The 14,756-nt window shown below is 60.0% G+C and carries 19 protein-coding genes and 3 tRNA genes; 12 read left to right on the top strand and 10 right to left on the bottom strand.

The window, feature by feature from the left end; translation table 11 throughout:
• The first annotated feature begins 42 nt into the window (after positions 1-42).
• The 9 genes from alaS (at position 43) to CQ007_RS12300 (ending at position 9,743) form a co-directional block, all read left to right on the top strand.
• On the top strand, positions 43-2,664 hold the full coding sequence (alaS, locus tag CQ007_RS12260; RefSeq protein ID WP_105646121.1) for an alanine--tRNA ligase: 2,622 nt from the start codon (positions 43-45) through the stop codon (positions 2,662-2,664).
• Between the two features lie 80 nt (positions 2,665-2,744).
• Complete coding sequence (locus CQ007_RS12265; protein WP_105646122.1) at positions 2,745-3,989, top strand: aspartate kinase; 1,245 nt, start codon at positions 2,745-2,747, stop codon at positions 3,987-3,989.
• 211 nt (positions 3,990-4,200) lie between these two features.
• Complete coding sequence (gene csrA / locus CQ007_RS12270) at positions 4,201-4,386, top strand: carbon storage regulator CsrA (RefSeq protein ID WP_105646123.1); 186 nt, start codon at positions 4,201-4,203, stop codon at positions 4,384-4,386.
• Between the two features lie 60 nt (positions 4,387-4,446).
• Positions 4,447-4,537, top strand: a tRNA-Ser gene (locus CQ007_RS12275).
• Positions 4,538-4,635: 98 nt separating this feature from the next.
• Positions 4,636-4,712: transfer RNA gene (locus CQ007_RS12280), tRNA-Arg, on the top strand.
• A 196-nt stretch (positions 4,713-4,908) separates the two neighbouring features.
• Positions 4,909-6,348 carry a magnesium transporter gene (gene mgtE, locus CQ007_RS12285; RefSeq protein WP_105646124.1) on the top strand — a complete coding sequence of 480 codons (1,440 nt, stop codon included), beginning with the start codon at positions 4,909-4,911 and terminating at the stop codon, positions 6,346-6,348.
• Positions 6,349-6,497: 149 nt separating this feature from the next.
• Positions 6,498-6,758 (top strand): OadG family protein, encoded by a 261-nt coding sequence (locus CQ007_RS12290; RefSeq protein ID WP_105646125.1) that lies wholly within the window; start codon positions 6,498-6,500, stop codon positions 6,756-6,758.
• Positions 6,759-6,802: 44 nt separating this feature from the next.
• The gene (oadA, locus tag CQ007_RS12295) at positions 6,803-8,596 is read left to right on the top strand and encodes a sodium-extruding oxaloacetate decarboxylase subunit alpha (RefSeq protein ID WP_105646126.1); all 1,794 of its coding nucleotides are present in this window, start codon (positions 6,803-6,805) and stop codon (positions 8,594-8,596) included.
• 10 nt (positions 8,597-8,606) lie between these two features.
• A complete protein-coding gene (locus tag CQ007_RS12300) occupies positions 8,607-9,743 on the top strand; it encodes a sodium ion-translocating decarboxylase subunit beta (protein WP_105646127.1) in 1,137 nt (378 codons plus the stop codon).
• A 121-nt stretch (positions 9,744-9,864) separates the two neighbouring features.
• Here the strand turns inward: CQ007_RS12300 and CQ007_RS12305 are convergent, their stop codons facing one another.
• Positions 9,865-10,194, bottom strand: coding sequence for an Arc family DNA-binding protein (locus CQ007_RS12305; protein ID WP_105646128.1), 330 nt, complete (start codon positions 10,192-10,194; stop codon positions 9,865-9,867).
• Positions 10,195-10,497: 303 nt separating this feature from the next.
• Here CQ007_RS12305 and CQ007_RS12310 point away from each other — a divergent pair.
• Positions 10,498-10,574, top strand: a tRNA-Arg gene (locus CQ007_RS12310).
• A gap of 219 nt (positions 10,575-10,793) precedes the next feature.
• On the opposite strand, the gene CQ007_RS12315 is transcribed toward CQ007_RS12310, so the two are convergent.
• From CQ007_RS12315 to CQ007_RS19015, 9 genes are all read right to left on the bottom strand, one after another.
• Positions 10,794-11,042 (bottom strand): AlpA family transcriptional regulator, encoded by a 249-nt coding sequence (locus CQ007_RS12315; protein WP_105646129.1) that lies wholly within the window; start codon positions 11,040-11,042, stop codon positions 10,794-10,796.
• A 77-nt stretch (positions 11,043-11,119) separates the two neighbouring features.
• Positions 11,120-11,482, bottom strand: a complete 363-nt coding sequence (locus CQ007_RS12320; protein WP_105646130.1) for a hypothetical protein — start codon at positions 11,480-11,482, stop codon at positions 11,120-11,122.
• Positions 11,479-11,856 carry a hypothetical protein gene (locus tag CQ007_RS12325; RefSeq protein ID WP_105646131.1) on the bottom strand — a complete coding sequence of 126 codons (378 nt, stop codon included), beginning with the start codon at positions 11,854-11,856 and terminating at the stop codon, positions 11,479-11,481. The genes CQ007_RS12320 and CQ007_RS12325 overlap by 4 nt, the downstream gene beginning before the upstream one ends.
• Positions 11,853-12,050 carry a hypothetical protein gene (locus CQ007_RS12330; protein WP_105646132.1) on the bottom strand — a complete coding sequence of 66 codons (198 nt, stop codon included), beginning with the start codon at positions 12,048-12,050 and terminating at the stop codon, positions 11,853-11,855. Before CQ007_RS12330 ends, CQ007_RS12325 begins: the two co-directional genes overlap by 4 nt.
• Positions 12,047-12,505, bottom strand: a complete 459-nt coding sequence (locus CQ007_RS12335) for a hypothetical protein (RefSeq protein ID WP_105646133.1) — start codon at positions 12,503-12,505, stop codon at positions 12,047-12,049. Before CQ007_RS12335 ends, CQ007_RS12330 begins: the two co-directional genes overlap by 4 nt.
• 36 nt (positions 12,506-12,541) lie before the next feature.
• Positions 12,542-12,847 carry a pyocin activator PrtN family protein gene (locus CQ007_RS12340; protein WP_256582282.1) on the bottom strand — a complete coding sequence of 102 codons (306 nt, stop codon included), beginning with the start codon at positions 12,845-12,847 and terminating at the stop codon, positions 12,542-12,544.
• 165 nt (positions 12,848-13,012) lie between these two features.
• Complete coding sequence (locus CQ007_RS12345) at positions 13,013-13,300, bottom strand: phage antirepressor KilAC domain-containing protein (RefSeq protein ID WP_105646135.1); 288 nt, start codon at positions 13,298-13,300, stop codon at positions 13,013-13,015.
• A 225-nt stretch (positions 13,301-13,525) separates the two neighbouring features.
• Complete coding sequence (locus tag CQ007_RS12355; protein WP_105646137.1) at positions 13,526-13,804, bottom strand: hypothetical protein; 279 nt, start codon at positions 13,802-13,804, stop codon at positions 13,526-13,528.
• The gene (locus CQ007_RS19015; RefSeq protein WP_177424336.1) at positions 13,801-13,977 is read right to left on the bottom strand and encodes a hypothetical protein; all 177 of its coding nucleotides are present in this window, start codon (positions 13,975-13,977) and stop codon (positions 13,801-13,803) included. The genes CQ007_RS12355 and CQ007_RS19015 overlap by 4 nt, the downstream gene beginning before the upstream one ends.
• 157 nt (positions 13,978-14,134) lie before the next feature.
• Here CQ007_RS19015 and CQ007_RS12360 point away from each other — a divergent pair, with 157 nt between their 5' ends.
• Both CQ007_RS12360 and CQ007_RS12365 read left to right on the top strand, forming a co-directional pair.
• Positions 14,135-14,431 (top strand): type II toxin-antitoxin system RelE/ParE family toxin, encoded by a 297-nt coding sequence (locus CQ007_RS12360; RefSeq protein WP_105646138.1) that lies wholly within the window; start codon positions 14,135-14,137, stop codon positions 14,429-14,431.
• A complete protein-coding gene (locus CQ007_RS12365; protein WP_105646139.1) occupies positions 14,428-14,718 on the top strand; it encodes an addiction module antidote protein in 291 nt (96 codons plus the stop codon). The genes CQ007_RS12360 and CQ007_RS12365 overlap by 4 nt, the downstream gene beginning before the upstream one ends.
• The last annotated feature ends 38 nt before the right edge of the window (positions 14,719-14,756 follow it).

Here is a 14,756-nt window from a genome sequence, read left to right on the forward strand (position 1 = left end):
CCCGGCGTGAGCCTGGCCGACCTGATCCGTGGTAAGGGACCTATGAAAAGCGCTGAGATCCGTGAAGCCTTCCTTCGCTTCTTTGAAGAGAAGGGCCATACCCGAGTCGCCTCCAGTTCGCTGGTGCCGGCAGATGATCCGACGTTGCTGTTTACCAACGCCGGGATGAACCAGTTCAAGGACTGCTTCCTGGGGCTGGAAAAGCGAGCCTACACCCGCGCGACCAGCAGCCAGAAGTGCGTACGTGCCGGTGGCAAGCACAACGACCTGGAAAATGTCGGCTATACCGCCCGCCACCACACCTTCTTCGAGATGCTGGGCAACTTCAGTTTCGGTGACTACTTCAAGCGTGATGCCATTCATTATGCCTGGGAGTTCCTGACCTCCGAGCAGTGGCTCAAGCTGCCCGCCGAGAAGCTCTGGGTCACCGTCTACGCCAGCGATGACGAAGCCTACGACATCTGGACCAAAGAGATCGGCGTGCCCGCCGAGCGCATGGTACGCATCGGTGACAACAAGGGCGCCCCCTATGCCTCGGACAACTTCTGGGCGATGGGTGATACCGGTCCGTGCGGTCCCTGCACCGAGATCTTCTTCGATCATGGCGAACACATCTGGGGTGGCCCGCCGGGCAGCCCGGAGGAGGACGGCGACCGCTATATCGAGATCTGGAACAACGTGTTCATGCAGTTCAACCGCACCGCCGATGGTGTGCTGCATCCACTGCCGGCGCCGAGCGTGGATACCGGCATGGGCCTGGAGCGCATCAGCGCGGTGCTGCAACATGTCAACTCCAACTACGAGATCGACCTGTTCCAGAACCTGCTGAAGGCGGCTGCCGAAGCCATTGGTTGTGCCCAGGACGATGCCGCGTCACTGAAGGTAGTGGCCGACCATATCCGCTCCTGCAGCTTCCTGATCGCCGACGGTGTGCTGCCGTCCAACGAAGGACGCGGCTACGTGCTGCGCCGGATCATCCGCCGCGCCTGCCGCCATGGTAACAAGCTGGGCGCTACTGGCACCTTCTTCCACAGGATCGTTCCGGCGCTGGCCGCCGAGATGGGTGCAGCCTTCCCCGAGCTGAAGACACAGCAGGCGCATATCGAGCGCGTGCTCAAGACTGAAGAAGAGCAGTTCGCCAAGACCCTGGAGCAGGGCCTGCGGATTCTCGAGCAGGACCTGGTTGCACTTGAGGGCAGTGAGATTCCCGGCGACGTGGTTTTCAAGCTGTACGACACCTACGGCTTCCCCATGGACCTGACCGGTGATATCGCCCGCGAGCGCGGCCTGACCATCGACGAGGCCGGCTTCGACACCGCCATGGAAGCCCAGCGTGAGCGGGCCCGTGCGGCCAGCCAGTTCGGTCTCGATTACAACCAGTTGGTCAAGATCGACGGCGAGACCCGGTTCGAGGGCTACACCGCCACCGCCGGCTCGGCGCAGATTCTTGCCCTGTACCGTGACGGCCAGGCGGTCGAGACGCTGGGCGAGGGTGAGTCGGGTGTAGTGGTACTGGACCGCACGCCATTCTATGCCGAATCCGGCGGCCAGGTAGGTGACACCGGCTACCTGAGTGGCGCTGGGGTGCGCTTCGATGTGCGCGACACCACCAAGGCCGGCGGTGCCCACCTGCACCACGGCGTGGTAAGCAGCGGTAGCCTGGCCGTTGGCAGCACCATCAAGGCGGTGGTCGACGACGGTGTGCGTGACGCCACCAAGGGCAACCACTCGGCCACCCACCTGCTGCACGCGGCGCTGCGCCAGGTGCTGGGCGAGCATGTGCAGCAGAAGGGCTCGCTGGTGGACAGCCAGCGCCTGCGTTTCGACTTCAGCCACTTCGAGGCGATCGCTCCGCAGCAGCTGCGTGAGCTGGAGCGCATGGTCAACGAACAGATCCGGCGCAACTCGGCGGTGGAAATCGAGGTCACCGATATCGAGACCGCCAAGGCCAGAGGTGCCATGGCGCTGTTCGGCGAGAAGTACGGTGATCAGGTGCGGGTGCTGAGCATGGGCGGCGGCTTCTCCGTCGAACTGTGCGGTGGCACTCACGTCAATCGTACCGGTGACATCGGCCTGTTCAAGATCGTCAGCGAGGGTGGTATCGCCTCGGGCATACGCCGCATCGAAGCGATCACCGGCCAGGTGGCCCTGGACTGGATTGCCGAATCGGAAGAGCAACTGCGCCAGGCGGCGCAACTGGTCAAGGGCAACCGTGACAACCTGCTGTCCAAGCTGAATGCGGCGCTCGAGCGCGCGCAGCAGCTGGAGAAGGATGTGCAGCAGCTCAAGGCCAAGGCGGCCAGCGCGGCTGGCAACGATCTGGCTGGCGAGGCACAACAGTTGGCCGGCATGAATGTGCTGGTCAAACGCCTGGACGGGCTGGATGGCAAGGCGCTGTTGGCCCTGATCGACCAATTGAAGAACAAGCTGGGCTCGGCGGTGCTGCTGCTGGGTGGCGAGCTGGACGGCAAGGTAGTGCTGGTCGCCGGGGTTACCAAGGATCTGACCAGCCGGGTCAAGGCTGGCGATCTGATCCGCACCACGGCGCAGGCGGTGGGCGGCAAGGGTGGCGGGCGCCCGGACATGGCGCAGGGTGGCGGCACCGAGGTGGCCGCATTGGATGCCGCGCTGGCTGACGCAGCCGAATGGATTGCGCAGCAGTGACAGTGAACAGGGTCAGGCGTCCCAGGGCGCCTGGCGCAACGATCGGGTAACCGATTTCTGCATGGGGGTTGGTGCGACAAATGGCACTTATTGTCCAGAAGTTTGGTGGTACCTCGGTTGGCAGTGTGGAACGCATTGCTCAGGTGGCCGAGAAAATCAAGGCGTTCAAGGCCCAGGGGAATGATCTGGTCATCGTGGTTTCGGCCATGAGTGGTGAAACCAATCGGCTGATCGGGCTGGCGCGGGAAATCTGTGCCGATCCGGACCCACGGGAAATGGACGTGATCCTGTCCACCGGTGAGCAGGTGACCATCGGCCTGTTGGCCATGGCGCTCAAGTCCATCGATGTACCCGCCGTATCCTATACTGGCGCCCAGGTGCGCATCGAGACCGACAATGCCTTCGGCAAGGCGCGTATCCAGCGTATCGATGAGCAGAAGCTGCGCGGTGAACTGGAGGCCGGGAAGGTGGTGATCGTGGCCGGCTTCCAGGGCATGGACGGCAACGGCAATATCACCACCCTCGGCCGTGGTGGCTCGGATACCACGGCGGTGGCCCTGGCGGCGGCGCTCAAGGCTGACGAGTGCCAGATCTATACCGATGTGGATGGCGTCTATACCACCGATCCACGGGTGGTCGACAGTGCCCGTCGGCTGGACAAGGTCACCTTCGAGGAAATGCTCGAGATGGCCAGCCTGGGCTCCAAGGTGCTGCAGATTCGCGCGGTCGAGTTCGCCGGCAAATACAACGTGCCACTGCGTGTGTTGCACAGTTTCAAAGAGGGTCCCGGGACCCTGATTACCCTTGAGGAAGATCTTTCAATGGAACAGCCCGTCATTTCCGGCATTGCTTTCAATCGTGACGAAGCCAAGCTGACTATCCGCGGTGTGCCGGATACCCCCGGCGTGGCATACAAGATCCTGGGGCCGGTCAGCTCGGCGAACATCGAAATCGACATGATCGTGCAGAACGTTTCCCAGGATCAGACCACCGACTTCACCTTCACCGTCAATCGCATCGACCAGCGTCGCACCGAAGAAATTCTGCGCAAGGTGGCGACTGAAATCGGTGCCCGGGAAGTGGCTGGCGACAGTGCTATTGCCAAGGTCTCGATCGTGGGTGTGGGCATGCGTTCGCATGCCGGTGTGGCCAGCAAGATGTTCGAGGCGCTGGCGCAGCATGGCATCAACATCCTGATGATCTCCACCTCGGAGATCAAGATTTCCGTGGTCATCGACGAGAAGTACCTGGAACTGGCCGTACGTACCCTGCATTCTGCCTTCGAGCTGGATGCGCCTGCTGAAGAGGCCGACCAGATCGGCTGACACCCGGCGGTGGTCTGTTGATCATCGCGGCGGGCACGATTGCTAACGGTCGTGCCTGCTGACAGGTCCAGTTAGTGTGAATTGTCGCATCGATATCGAACGCCTGATGCCCGTTGTGGTCACATTTATGCAAACGTGACGGCTGAACAGGCACCAGGCCGATTTTTTTATTGCAGAGCTGTGTCCTGATTAATGAGCAAGGAGAAATGGAATGCTTATTCTGACTCGCAGGGTTGGTGAAACCCTGATGGTAGGTGATGAAGTAACAGTAACGGTCCTGGGCGTGAAGGGTAATCAGGTGCGTATTGGCGTCAATGCCCCGAAAGAAGTGGCTGTGCACCGCGAAGAAATCTACCAGCGCATCCAGAAAGAGAAGGATGATGCATCAAACGATTAATTTTCTTAAATTTTTCATTGCATTAGCGCAGCCGCGCAGTTAATATTCTGCGCGTGTTACGGAGAGGTGGCCGAGAGGCCGAAGGCGCTCCCCTGCTAAGGGAGTACACCTCAAAAGGGTGTCGAGGGTTCGAATCCCTCCCTCTCCGCCACTTTTGTGTTATAGAGTTGTCAAGAGATAGTTTCTTGAATTTAAAAGAAAAAATCGTTTGACAGGCAGAAAAAAGACTCTATAATACGCACCCACAACGCACTCGTAGCTCAGCTGGATAGAGTACTCGGCTACGAACCGAGCGGTCGGAGGTTCGAATCCTCCCGAGTGCGCCACTTTGAAAAGCCCATTGCTCATACAGTGGGTTTTTTTTCGTCCCGCAAAAATCGCAGTCATCACACCTGCGCAAAAGCCTGCCAGACTGGCTAAAGGGCCGGTTGCTGTCGCGTCGCCAGGGCCCTTCCTGCGGCTGCTGCGAAACGGCAGCTGCCCCTGGTGGCAGGCCGATCTTGTCTTGTCGGAGGACGTACCATGTCAGAGCTGAACAGAAAGTCCCCAGAGCGTCTGCAGGACCGCCTCGAGCAGGTCATCCAGCTGCTTGAGCGACACCGGCTGGTCGACTCGCTGCTGGACAGGACCGATAGCGACAGACAGGACCAGGCCGATGATCTGGTGTACCGGCAGAACCGGGCCGAGTTGCAGAACAAGCTCAGCGAGCTGCACCCGGCCGACGTCGCCTATATCCTCGAATCCCTGCCGCTGGACGAGCGTCTGGCGGTCTGGCAACTGGTCAAGTCCGATCACGACGGCGATATCCTGCTCGAAGTGTCCGATGCGGTGCGTGAAACCCTGATCGCCGACATGGACAGCCACGAAATCATCGCGGCGGCCAATGCACTGGATGCCGACGAACTGGCGGACCTGGCGCCGGACCTGCCGCGCGACGTAGTGCGCGAGCTGATGGACAGTCTGGATGCCCAGCGTCGCGAGCGGTTGCGCTCGGCCCTGTCCTATGATGAGGACGAGGTTGGCGCGCTGATGGACTTCGACATGGTCACTATCCGTGATGATGTCACCCTGGAGGTCGTCAGCCGTTACCTGCGGCGCTTCGATAGCTTGCCGGACCATACCGACAAGTTGTTCGTGGTCGACAGCGAAGGTCGCCTCCAGGGCGTTCTGCCGATCCACAAGCTGCTGGTGAGTTCACCGGATGCCGTGGTGGCCGATGTCATGGCCACCGACCCGGTGGTGTTCGACCCGCATGCCGAGGCAGGGGAGGCCGCCCAGGCGTTCGAGCGCTATGACCTGGTCACCGCGCCGGTGGTGGATGCCGATGGCAAGCTCTGCGGTCGGGTGACCATTGATGAAGTGGTCGACTACATTCGCGAAGAAAGCGAGGCCGAAGTACTCAGCTCGGCAGGTCTGCGCGAGGAGGAAGACATTTTCGCCTCGGTCTGGAAATCCGTGCGCAACCGCTGGGCCTGGCTGGCCATCAACCTGTGTACGGCGCTGGTTGCCTCCCGGGTGATCGGCCTGTTCGAGCATTCCATCGAGCAACTGGTGGCATTGGCGGCGCTGATGCCGATTGTCGCCGGTATTGGTGGTAATTCCGGTAACCAGACCATTACCATGATCGTTCGTGGTATCGCCACCGGCCAGGTTCAGGTAGCCCATGGTCGCCGACTGATCCGCAAGGAGGCGGGTGTGGCTATGATCAACGGGCTGTTCTGGGGCTTGGTGTTGGCGGTAATCGCCTGGGTTCTCTATGACAGTGCGGCGCTATCGGTGGTGCTGATGGCGGCCATGCTGTTGAATATGCTGCTGGCGGCGCTGATGGGCGTGTTCATTCCGCTGCTGCGGCTGCGCTCGGGCAAGGACCCGGCGCTGGGCTCCAGTGTGATGATCACGGGTATCACCGACAGTGGTGGTTTCTTCATTTTCCTCGGCCTGGCGACATTGTTTCTGTTATGAGTCGTTGATCTGGACGATTGCCAGTCCCGGCAATGTAAGGTTACATTGAGCCGGCTTTGCCGGGGCGGAGTGTCGATGCAGTCCGCCAGTACGCCAGAAGCGCATTCACACAGGTGGTGCGCTTTTTTGATAATGGAGGCATGAAAACAATGAGTTCGACTGAACTGCTGATGGAAGGTGTGGATTTGATGTTGATGGGCATGGGAGCGGTCTTCGTGTTTCTGCTGCTGCTGATCGCCTGCATCAACCTGATGTCGTGGCTGGTAATCCGCTTCGTGCCGGAAGAGATGCCGGTGACCGCGGCGCCCAAGCGGGTGCCTGTGTCAGCTACCGCGCCGGTTGAACCCGAGCTGCTTGCTGCAATCGGTGCCGCTGTGCGACTGCACCGTGCCAAGCGCGCTGCCAGCTGAAACGCAATCCTGACAATCTGAATAACAACACAGGCCGTACATTCATGACCATCATGAAAGCTAATCCATTAGGAATTACCGACGTCATCCTGCGTGACGCTCACCAATCCATTCTTGCCACCCGCATGCGCCTTGAAGACATGTTGCCGATCGCCGGCAAGCTGGATCAGGTGGGCTTCTGGTCCGTGGAGTCCTGGGGTGGGGCGACCTTCGATGCGTGCATCCGCTATCTTGGCGAAGATCCCTGGGAGCGTATCCGCGCCCTCAAGAAGGCGATGCCCAATACCCGTCAGCAGATGTTGTTGCGCGGTCAGAACCTGCTGGGTTACCGGCATTACGCCGATGATGTGGTGGAGAAATTCGTCGAGCGGGCAGCCTCCAATGGGGTGGACGTATTCCGCGTATTCGACGCGATGAACGACCCGCGCAATCTGCAGACGGCGCTCAAGGCGGTCAAGCAGGTCGGTAAGCACGCCCAGGGCACGATCTCCTATACCACCAGCCCGGTGCATACGCTGGACATGTGGGTCGATCTGGCCAAGCAGATCGAGGACATGGGCGCCGAATCCATCGCCATCAAGGATATGGCCGGCATTCTGACGCCCTATGTGTCATTCGAGCTGGTATCCCGATTGAAGCAGACGCTGAGCATTCCAGTGCACATGCAGTGTCATGCTACCGCCGGCCTGTCCACGGCTGCGATTCTCAAAGCGGCCGAGGCGGGCATCGACAATGTCGATACGGCCATCTCGTCGATGTCGATGACCTATGGCCATTCGCCGACCGAGTCGGTGGTGGCGATCTTCCAGAACACCGAGCGTGATACCGGCCTTGATCTGGAACTGCTGGAAGAAGTGGCCGCCTACTTTCGCGAGGTGCGGAAGAAGTACGCCAAGTTCGAAGGCAACCTCAAAGGGGTGGATTCGCGCATCCTCGTCGCCCAGGTGCCGGGTGGCATGTTGACCAATATGGAGAGTCAGCTGAAAGAGCAGGGCGCCGGGGATCGCTTCGATGAAGTGCTCGCCGAGATCCCACGAGTGCGCGAAGACCTGGGCTTCATCCCGCTGGTCACGCCCACCTCGCAGATCGTCGGGACCCAGGCGGTGATCAACGTGCTGACCGGTGAGCGCTACAAGTCCATTACCAAGGAAACCGCCGGTGTGCTCAAAGGTGAGTATGGCGCAGCGCCTGCCCCCTTCAATGCCGCGTTGCAGGCCCGTGTGCTGGATGGTACTGACGCGATCAGCTGTCGCCCGGCGGATCTGCTGGAACCGGAAATGGACAAGCTGACGCTCGAGTTGCAAGAGCTGGCAGCGGAAAAGGGATTCTCACTGGCGGATAACGAAGTTGATGACGTGCTTACCTATGCGTTGTTCCCGCAGATCGGTCTGAAATTCCTGGAAAACCGTGGCAATCCCGAAGCATTCGAACCGGCACCGACTGGCCAGGCGCCAGCTGCGGTTAGCGGACAGCGGGGCGAGTCGGAGGTCTACACCGTATCAGTGGGTGGCAGGGATTTCGTCGTCCAGGTCACCGATGGTGGCGACATCAGCGGTATCAAGCCGTTGGGCGAATCGTCGGCGGTCGGCGCGGCCAGCGTCAGCCCACAGGTGGCCCCGACGGCAGGTGAGCCGCAGGTGGCTCCACTGGCCGGTAATATCTTCAAGGTACTGGTGCAGCCTGGCGACCAGGTACAGGAAGGGGAGTTGGTGCTGATCCTGGAGGCGATGAAGATGGAAACGGAAATCCGCGCCATCAGCTCCGGAGTGATCGGCTCGGTCAATGTGAAGGTTGGCGATGCGGTATCGGTCGGTGACACCTTGTTGACCATCGGCTAAGGAGAGCTCCATGGAAAAGTTGTTCCTGCTGTGGCAGACCACAGGCCTGTATCATCTGGCAGCGGGTCAGTTGCTGATGATCCTGGTGTGTCTGTTGCTGATTTACCTGGCTATCCGCAAGGGCTTCGAGCCGCTGTTGCTGATCCCGATCGGCTTTGGCGGTATCCTGGCCAACCTGCCGGTGGCGGGTATGGCGGAAGTGGGTGGGCTGCTCAGGCTCATCTATGATGTCGGCATACCGACCAGTGTCTTTCCCCTGCTGATTTTCATGGGGGTCGGTGCCATGACCGATTTCGGTCCGATGCTGGCCAACCCGCGTACCCTGTTGCTGGGTGCGGCAGCACAGGTTGGCATCTTTGGCACCTTGCTTGGGGCGCTGGCACTGACGGCCTGGGGTGTTCCCGGGTTCGATTTCACCCTGCGTGAAGCTGCCTCTATCGCGATCATCGGCGGGGCCGACGGCCCCACCTCGATCTTCGTGACCTCCAAGCTGGCACCCGATCTGCTGGGACCGATTGCGGTGGCGGCCTATTCCTATATGGCGCTGGTACCGCTGATCCAGCCGCCGATCATGCGTGCCCTGACGACGGAAAAGGAACGTGCCATCGTCATGACCCAGCTGCGGGTAGTCAGCAAGGTCGAGAAGATAGCCTTCCCCCTGGTATTGCTTCTGCTCATTTCGCTGCTGTTGCCCGATGCCGCACCGCTGGTGGGCATGTTCTGCTTTGGCAACCTGATGCGTGAGAGCGGCGTGGTTGAGCGCCTGGCGGATACGACGCGCAATGCCTTGATCAATATCGTGACCATTGCGCTGGGGTTGGCGGTGGGTTCCAAGCTGTCGGCCGATTCCTTCCTGCAGATGAAGACCCTGGGCATTCTGGTGCTGGGGATGGTGGCGTTCTGCATGGGAACGGCCGGTGGGGTGTTGATGGCCAAGCTGATGAACAAGTTCAGCAAGCACCCGATCAACCCGCTGATTGGTTCGGCTGGTGTGTCAGCGGTGCCGATGGCGGCCCGGGTATCCAACAAGGTTGGCCTGGAAGCCAATCCGCATAACTTCCTGCTGATGCATGCCATGGGGCCCAACGTGGCGGGTGTGATCGGCTCGGCGGTGGCTGCGGGTATTCTGCTGGCGTTCGTTGGTTGATCCACGGCTCGATGTAGCTGGGAGAGTATCCCACTAAAAAACCCGCTCAGTTCGCTGAGCGGGTTTTTTAGTGGCAACGGGCCGGGACTAACGCAGGCGCTGGAGCAGCGCCTGTCTCGGCTCAGGCCTGCTGTTCGCCTGCCAGCAGGGCAAGCAGGGCATTCTGCTGGCGACGACTCATTTCCCTGAAACGCAGCAGCAATTCGCGTTCAGGGTGGTTCAGGTCTTCCAGCCGCTGCTCATTGAGAGCCTGGCGCGAAGGCTGTTCAGGCAGGCTGGGGAGGTCCAGCAGGCTGTGTTCCAACCGAGCGATGATCTCTGAGTTCATGCTGCGGTGGTGTTGCTTGGCAACCTCGGCAATGCGGTCACGCATGCCTTCGGGGAGGCGGACGACAAACTTGTCGGCTGTTCGACTGGTGTAGCTCTGGAGTGCAGTTTTCATGGGCAACAATAATCGCTTTAGCTGATGAATCGATCCCGGCCAGTTGGAATCCGTATGGCTTCCTGCCATCCAAACCGCCATCTCGTCAGGAGTTCAAAAAAACCCTGACACATTGACAATGGATAAAGGCATTTTGCTCAATTCCATACCCATTTTTTCAACGGCTCAGAGGTGTGCCGGAATTACGTCTCGTTTTTGCGACGGGTTTCCGGCGCTGGCCATTTGAAATCGAACTTTGGCAGTATTTGTCAAGGTGGTCAAGCCCAGTTGTGATCAGGTAATATGCGCGGCACGAAAATCGATACTGTCATTGCGCTTGTAGCTCAGCTGGATAGAGCAACCGCCTCCTAAGCGGTAGGTCCCCGGTTCGAATCCGGGCTCGCGCACCATATAAATCAAGGGCTTGCGTGGCATATGGTCTGCAGGCCTTTCGTTTTTCAGGGGAATGGTCCCTATATTGGTCCCTACTTCTCCCGCGCTACGCTTTCTGGGGGGGGCTTGGTGCCTTGTGCTTGCCCGGTCTGGTTGTTACTCCAGAAAAAACAAAGGCTTACAGTGTGTCAGCTGTAAGCCTGTGGGGGTGCTTTTGGTGGTGTTACCAAGAGGTGCTAGGCCGCCTCGCTTGAGGGTGTCCCCAGCTCGAATGTCCCCGATGTAACCTTGCGGATCTCGCCCAGACGCCAGCGCGGGGATGCCGGCCCGATAGGTACTGATGCAGGGTACCGGCCTGTTTTGATCCCCGCATACCATGTCGATCGCGATATTCGCACCAGGGCCAATACCTCACCGATTGACAGCATTGCACTATCCGGCAGTTGGTCCAGGTAGCGGTAATCCTTCTCCTCATTCTTCTTCATGATTCCCCCTTCGCATACTTCTGCAGATCGGTTTGGTCGATATTTGATGCGGCAATATGCCGCACACTTGAGTTGTGTCAGTCATGGTTATCACCACCTCGCTGAGCGCTATTTGCGATCAAGCTCAGCAGCGCCTCACCTTCACCGGGTTTAAACAAGGTTTCTCGCGGCGGCTCCGGCGTGTGAGGCATGTGATCAATGCGTATCACGTCACTGTCATAGAAGGTCCGCGCCTTGCCGGTCTTGGTGTTCACTCCCACCATCTGGCCGGGGCATGTCCAGTACGCGCCGCGGATGCCTGTCACCTTGAGCTGCAGCATGTGCCCGCCGAGTTCGACCGTGACGATCGTGTCTTTTGGATATGCAGCTGCTGTAGCGGCTTCGAGGTCCTGCTGAGCACGACTGAGGCGTTCTTTTGCCGCTTCGACTGATCGGATCATGCTTCACCCCCTGGCAGCGTGCGGTAGAGCTCCAGCGCCGCATCTATCTTGTCGCGCAACACCTCCATGCTGTCTGCTGGCATAGGGGTTTCGGCTTCGAGATAGGCTTGAAGGCGGAGCAGGGTGGCTTCCAGGGCGTCTACCAGTTCGCCAACAAGGTGCTCATACCCCTCGGCAAGCTGCGCGGGCAGCGGCTCCCTGGGCTGCTGTGCAGTGGCACAAGATGGCGGCGCGGCGCACGCTTGTGGTGGGGTATGAGCGCTTTCGTCGGCTGACGCATTGTCGATAAGGCCTGCCCCTGCGGGGCAGACGCTCTTTGTTGTCGGGCGGGCAGGGCATGCGTGAGTCGTCGCTTTTGCGTTGTTGATGGTCATGCGGCCGCCCTCCCTGCGTAGCGGCCCAGCTGAGCTTCAATGGCGCTGATCTGTTGCTTCAGGTTGGCAATCGTCTGGGCGGCCCGGGCGGCGGCGTCCGACTCCAGCCTTGGCGCGCGGGCTTTGAGCATTGCAACATTAGCCAGGTGGGCCTTGCGTTCGGCGATGAGGGTGTTGGTATGGGCGTGGCTCATGCGGCTTTCTCCATTTGCTCCACCGGGGCGTCCGGTGCTTCAGGTGTAGGTGTGGCAGCTTTATAGCGTCCGGCCATCGCATAGCACTCCCGGCTCAAAGCGCTGGCCGTCATGGCATGGCTACTGCGCATAGCCTGGAATGTCTCGCTGGCCAGGTGCAGCTCCTGGCCTGCCCGGAGCAGGGTGTAGTGGTCCTCGAGGGACTGATCGGCCTGGCTGCTTAGCTGACGGCGCAGCTCGGCGTTTTCAGCGGTCAGGTCGGCGACAGTCTGCTGGAGCCGGAATATCGTCCGGTGGTGAGCCCGGCATTTGGCGCGCAGCGCTTCCAGTGGTGCTGCTTGCTTGATCTCATGTTCCCGCCTGGCCACATACTGGCCGTAAAAGTACATGCCGATTGCAAGCGCAGCGGCAAGGCTGATGATCACCGCATCGATCGCGGCATGAAGGTTTGTCATGGGTATTTCCTCGCTGTGGTCGACCGGTGGTGGCGGTCAGGTAGTTTGGCCGGGCGGATTGTTCCGATCGGCCAGTTGCTGGTCCGCCTCCCAGGCTCGGTACTCGATGTACGCGGCCAAGGCGCGGATGTGGACGAAGCGGTCTGCTTTCTGGCTCAGTGCCAGGGTGGTTACCGGTAGCGGTATCCGCTCGGTACCCAGCGCACCCTTGAACGTTTCGGCATTCATGCTGCGGAAATACCGGACGCGGATATCCTCGACCGGTATCAGCTCATCGCCGAACACCCGGAACAGGCGATCAAGCGTGTCACGGGCTGGAGCCAGCGGCAGGCGTATGGGCATTTGGTTTTCTCGGTCACTCATCTTGCTTTCCCGTTTCTCGCTGGGTGGTGCCAGCTGTTCAGAACGTGGGTTTTTATGAGGTCGCGCCACTCGGGCGGGACCTGTTCCAACGCTCGCTTGCGCGCTTCCTTGTCGGGCAATGCGAGGATCTGGGCGGCCTATTGCCTAGGTGACACCTCTCCGGTCCTCCGGTACCGGTGGAAGCTCCAGATCGAGCTTGCTGGCCAGCCAGTTGAGTCCGGCCTGGGTGACCCTGGTGGACTGGCTGTACTGCATGCCGCACACCGGGTGGTACCACTGGCCCTGCTTGATCTGCAGGTAGCAACGATCGCGCACCGGGCTTGCCGGCAGGTTCTCGCTGTCAAGCAGGCCGGCATTGCGCATGCGTTGGATCAGATCCTGGCGGGATATGCCGAAGTAGCGGGCAGCTTGGGCGAGGGAGCGGTTAGCCATGGCTGGCCTCCCGTTGCTGTGTGTCCCGTCGGGCGCAGTTACTGGCGTTGAGCGCTAGATCGTAAAGTCGGTCTGCCTCCTCGGTATCTATCAGCTTTGCCAAATGGGCCATGCTGATTCGCCCCAGGGCCGCCCCGTATTCGATGGATGCGCAGTGCCGATCGGTGATTGATCGCAGGCTTCCCAAGCCCCGCTGAATGGCTTTAATGGCTTCGGTGCGCCGTGTCATGCCGCACGCTCCAGCTGGCCATTGGCGCAGTCGGTGAGCCATTGCTCGGCGCGGTCTCGCAGGGACTTGCTGCTTGTTGCGCCGTTCAGGGTGCAGCTGTTGAAGCTATCCGCTGCCCGCAAGGTGAGGCGCACGCCGGTACCAGGTATTGGCTCGACAGTGAGTTCAGCCGGGGTGCGGCGACCGTGCGGGCCTTCAAAGAACAAGCGGAAGCGCCCGTGTAATGCAATCCAGCTGGCCAGCAGCTGGGTGCTGGTGGGAGTGAGTTTGATCATGCCGCATGCCCTCCGTCATTCGGATCGAAGGGATAGGGGCGCGGCTGCGCTTTCAGGTGGGGCTTGCCGCCGCCAACAACAACCAGGCAGCCGGTACGCTGCTGGATTGCCTCAACGGCGGCAGGGGAGTGTGTGCACGCGGGGTGCACGTGGATTTTTGCGGTGGTGCGCATGGTGTTTGCCTCGTCTCTGTGGTGGAGATAAGTGCTTGCGGTCGCAGAATATCAAGCAAGCTTGCAAATATAAAAGCATGCTTGTGGTTTTAATGCAAGAATGCTTGAAGTTTCTGTGTGGACGTTGACGTGTGTATCTCTACGGATACAATGAGGCATGGCTTATATAATCCAGAAAACCGAGATCTTTGACCGCTGGCTTTCCCGCTTGAAGGATGCAAAAGGCAAGGTTGCCATCCTGCGGCGCATAAGCCGTGCAAAAGGCGGCAACTTGGGTGATATCAAGCCGGTAGGCGGCGATGTTACGGAGATGCGCCTGGATGTGGGGCCGGGCTACCGGCTGTACTTTACGCGCCGCGGTGAAGCGATAATCTTGCTGCTATGTGGCGGAGACAAGCCGTCTCAGTCGCGTGACATTAAGCTGGCCAAGAAGCTGGTGGGAGAACTTGAATGAAACCTGTGATTACAGAATTTGACCTGGCTGACTACCTCGACAGCGAGGAGATGATTGCCGAGTATCTGTCCCAGGTGCTGGCGGAAGGTGACACCGAGGAGCTGCTGCAAGCCATCGGCCATGTGGCCAAGGCTCGGGGCATGACGCAGATTGCCAAGGAAACCGGTCTGGGTCGGGAAAGTCTGTATAAAGCGTTTGCTCCTGGGGCGAAGCCGCGCTTTGAAACGGTGGTCAAGGTGATGAATGCGCTGGGTGTGGAGCTTCATGCACATCCCGTACGCCTGTAACTGGTAGGGAAGGAGATGCAGAAAAGCCCGCGCGGGCG

The organism is Pseudomonas sp. MYb185 (assembly GCF_002979975.1).
Taxonomy (GTDB): Bacteria; Pseudomonadota; Gammaproteobacteria; order Pseudomonadales; family Pseudomonadaceae; genus Halopseudomonas.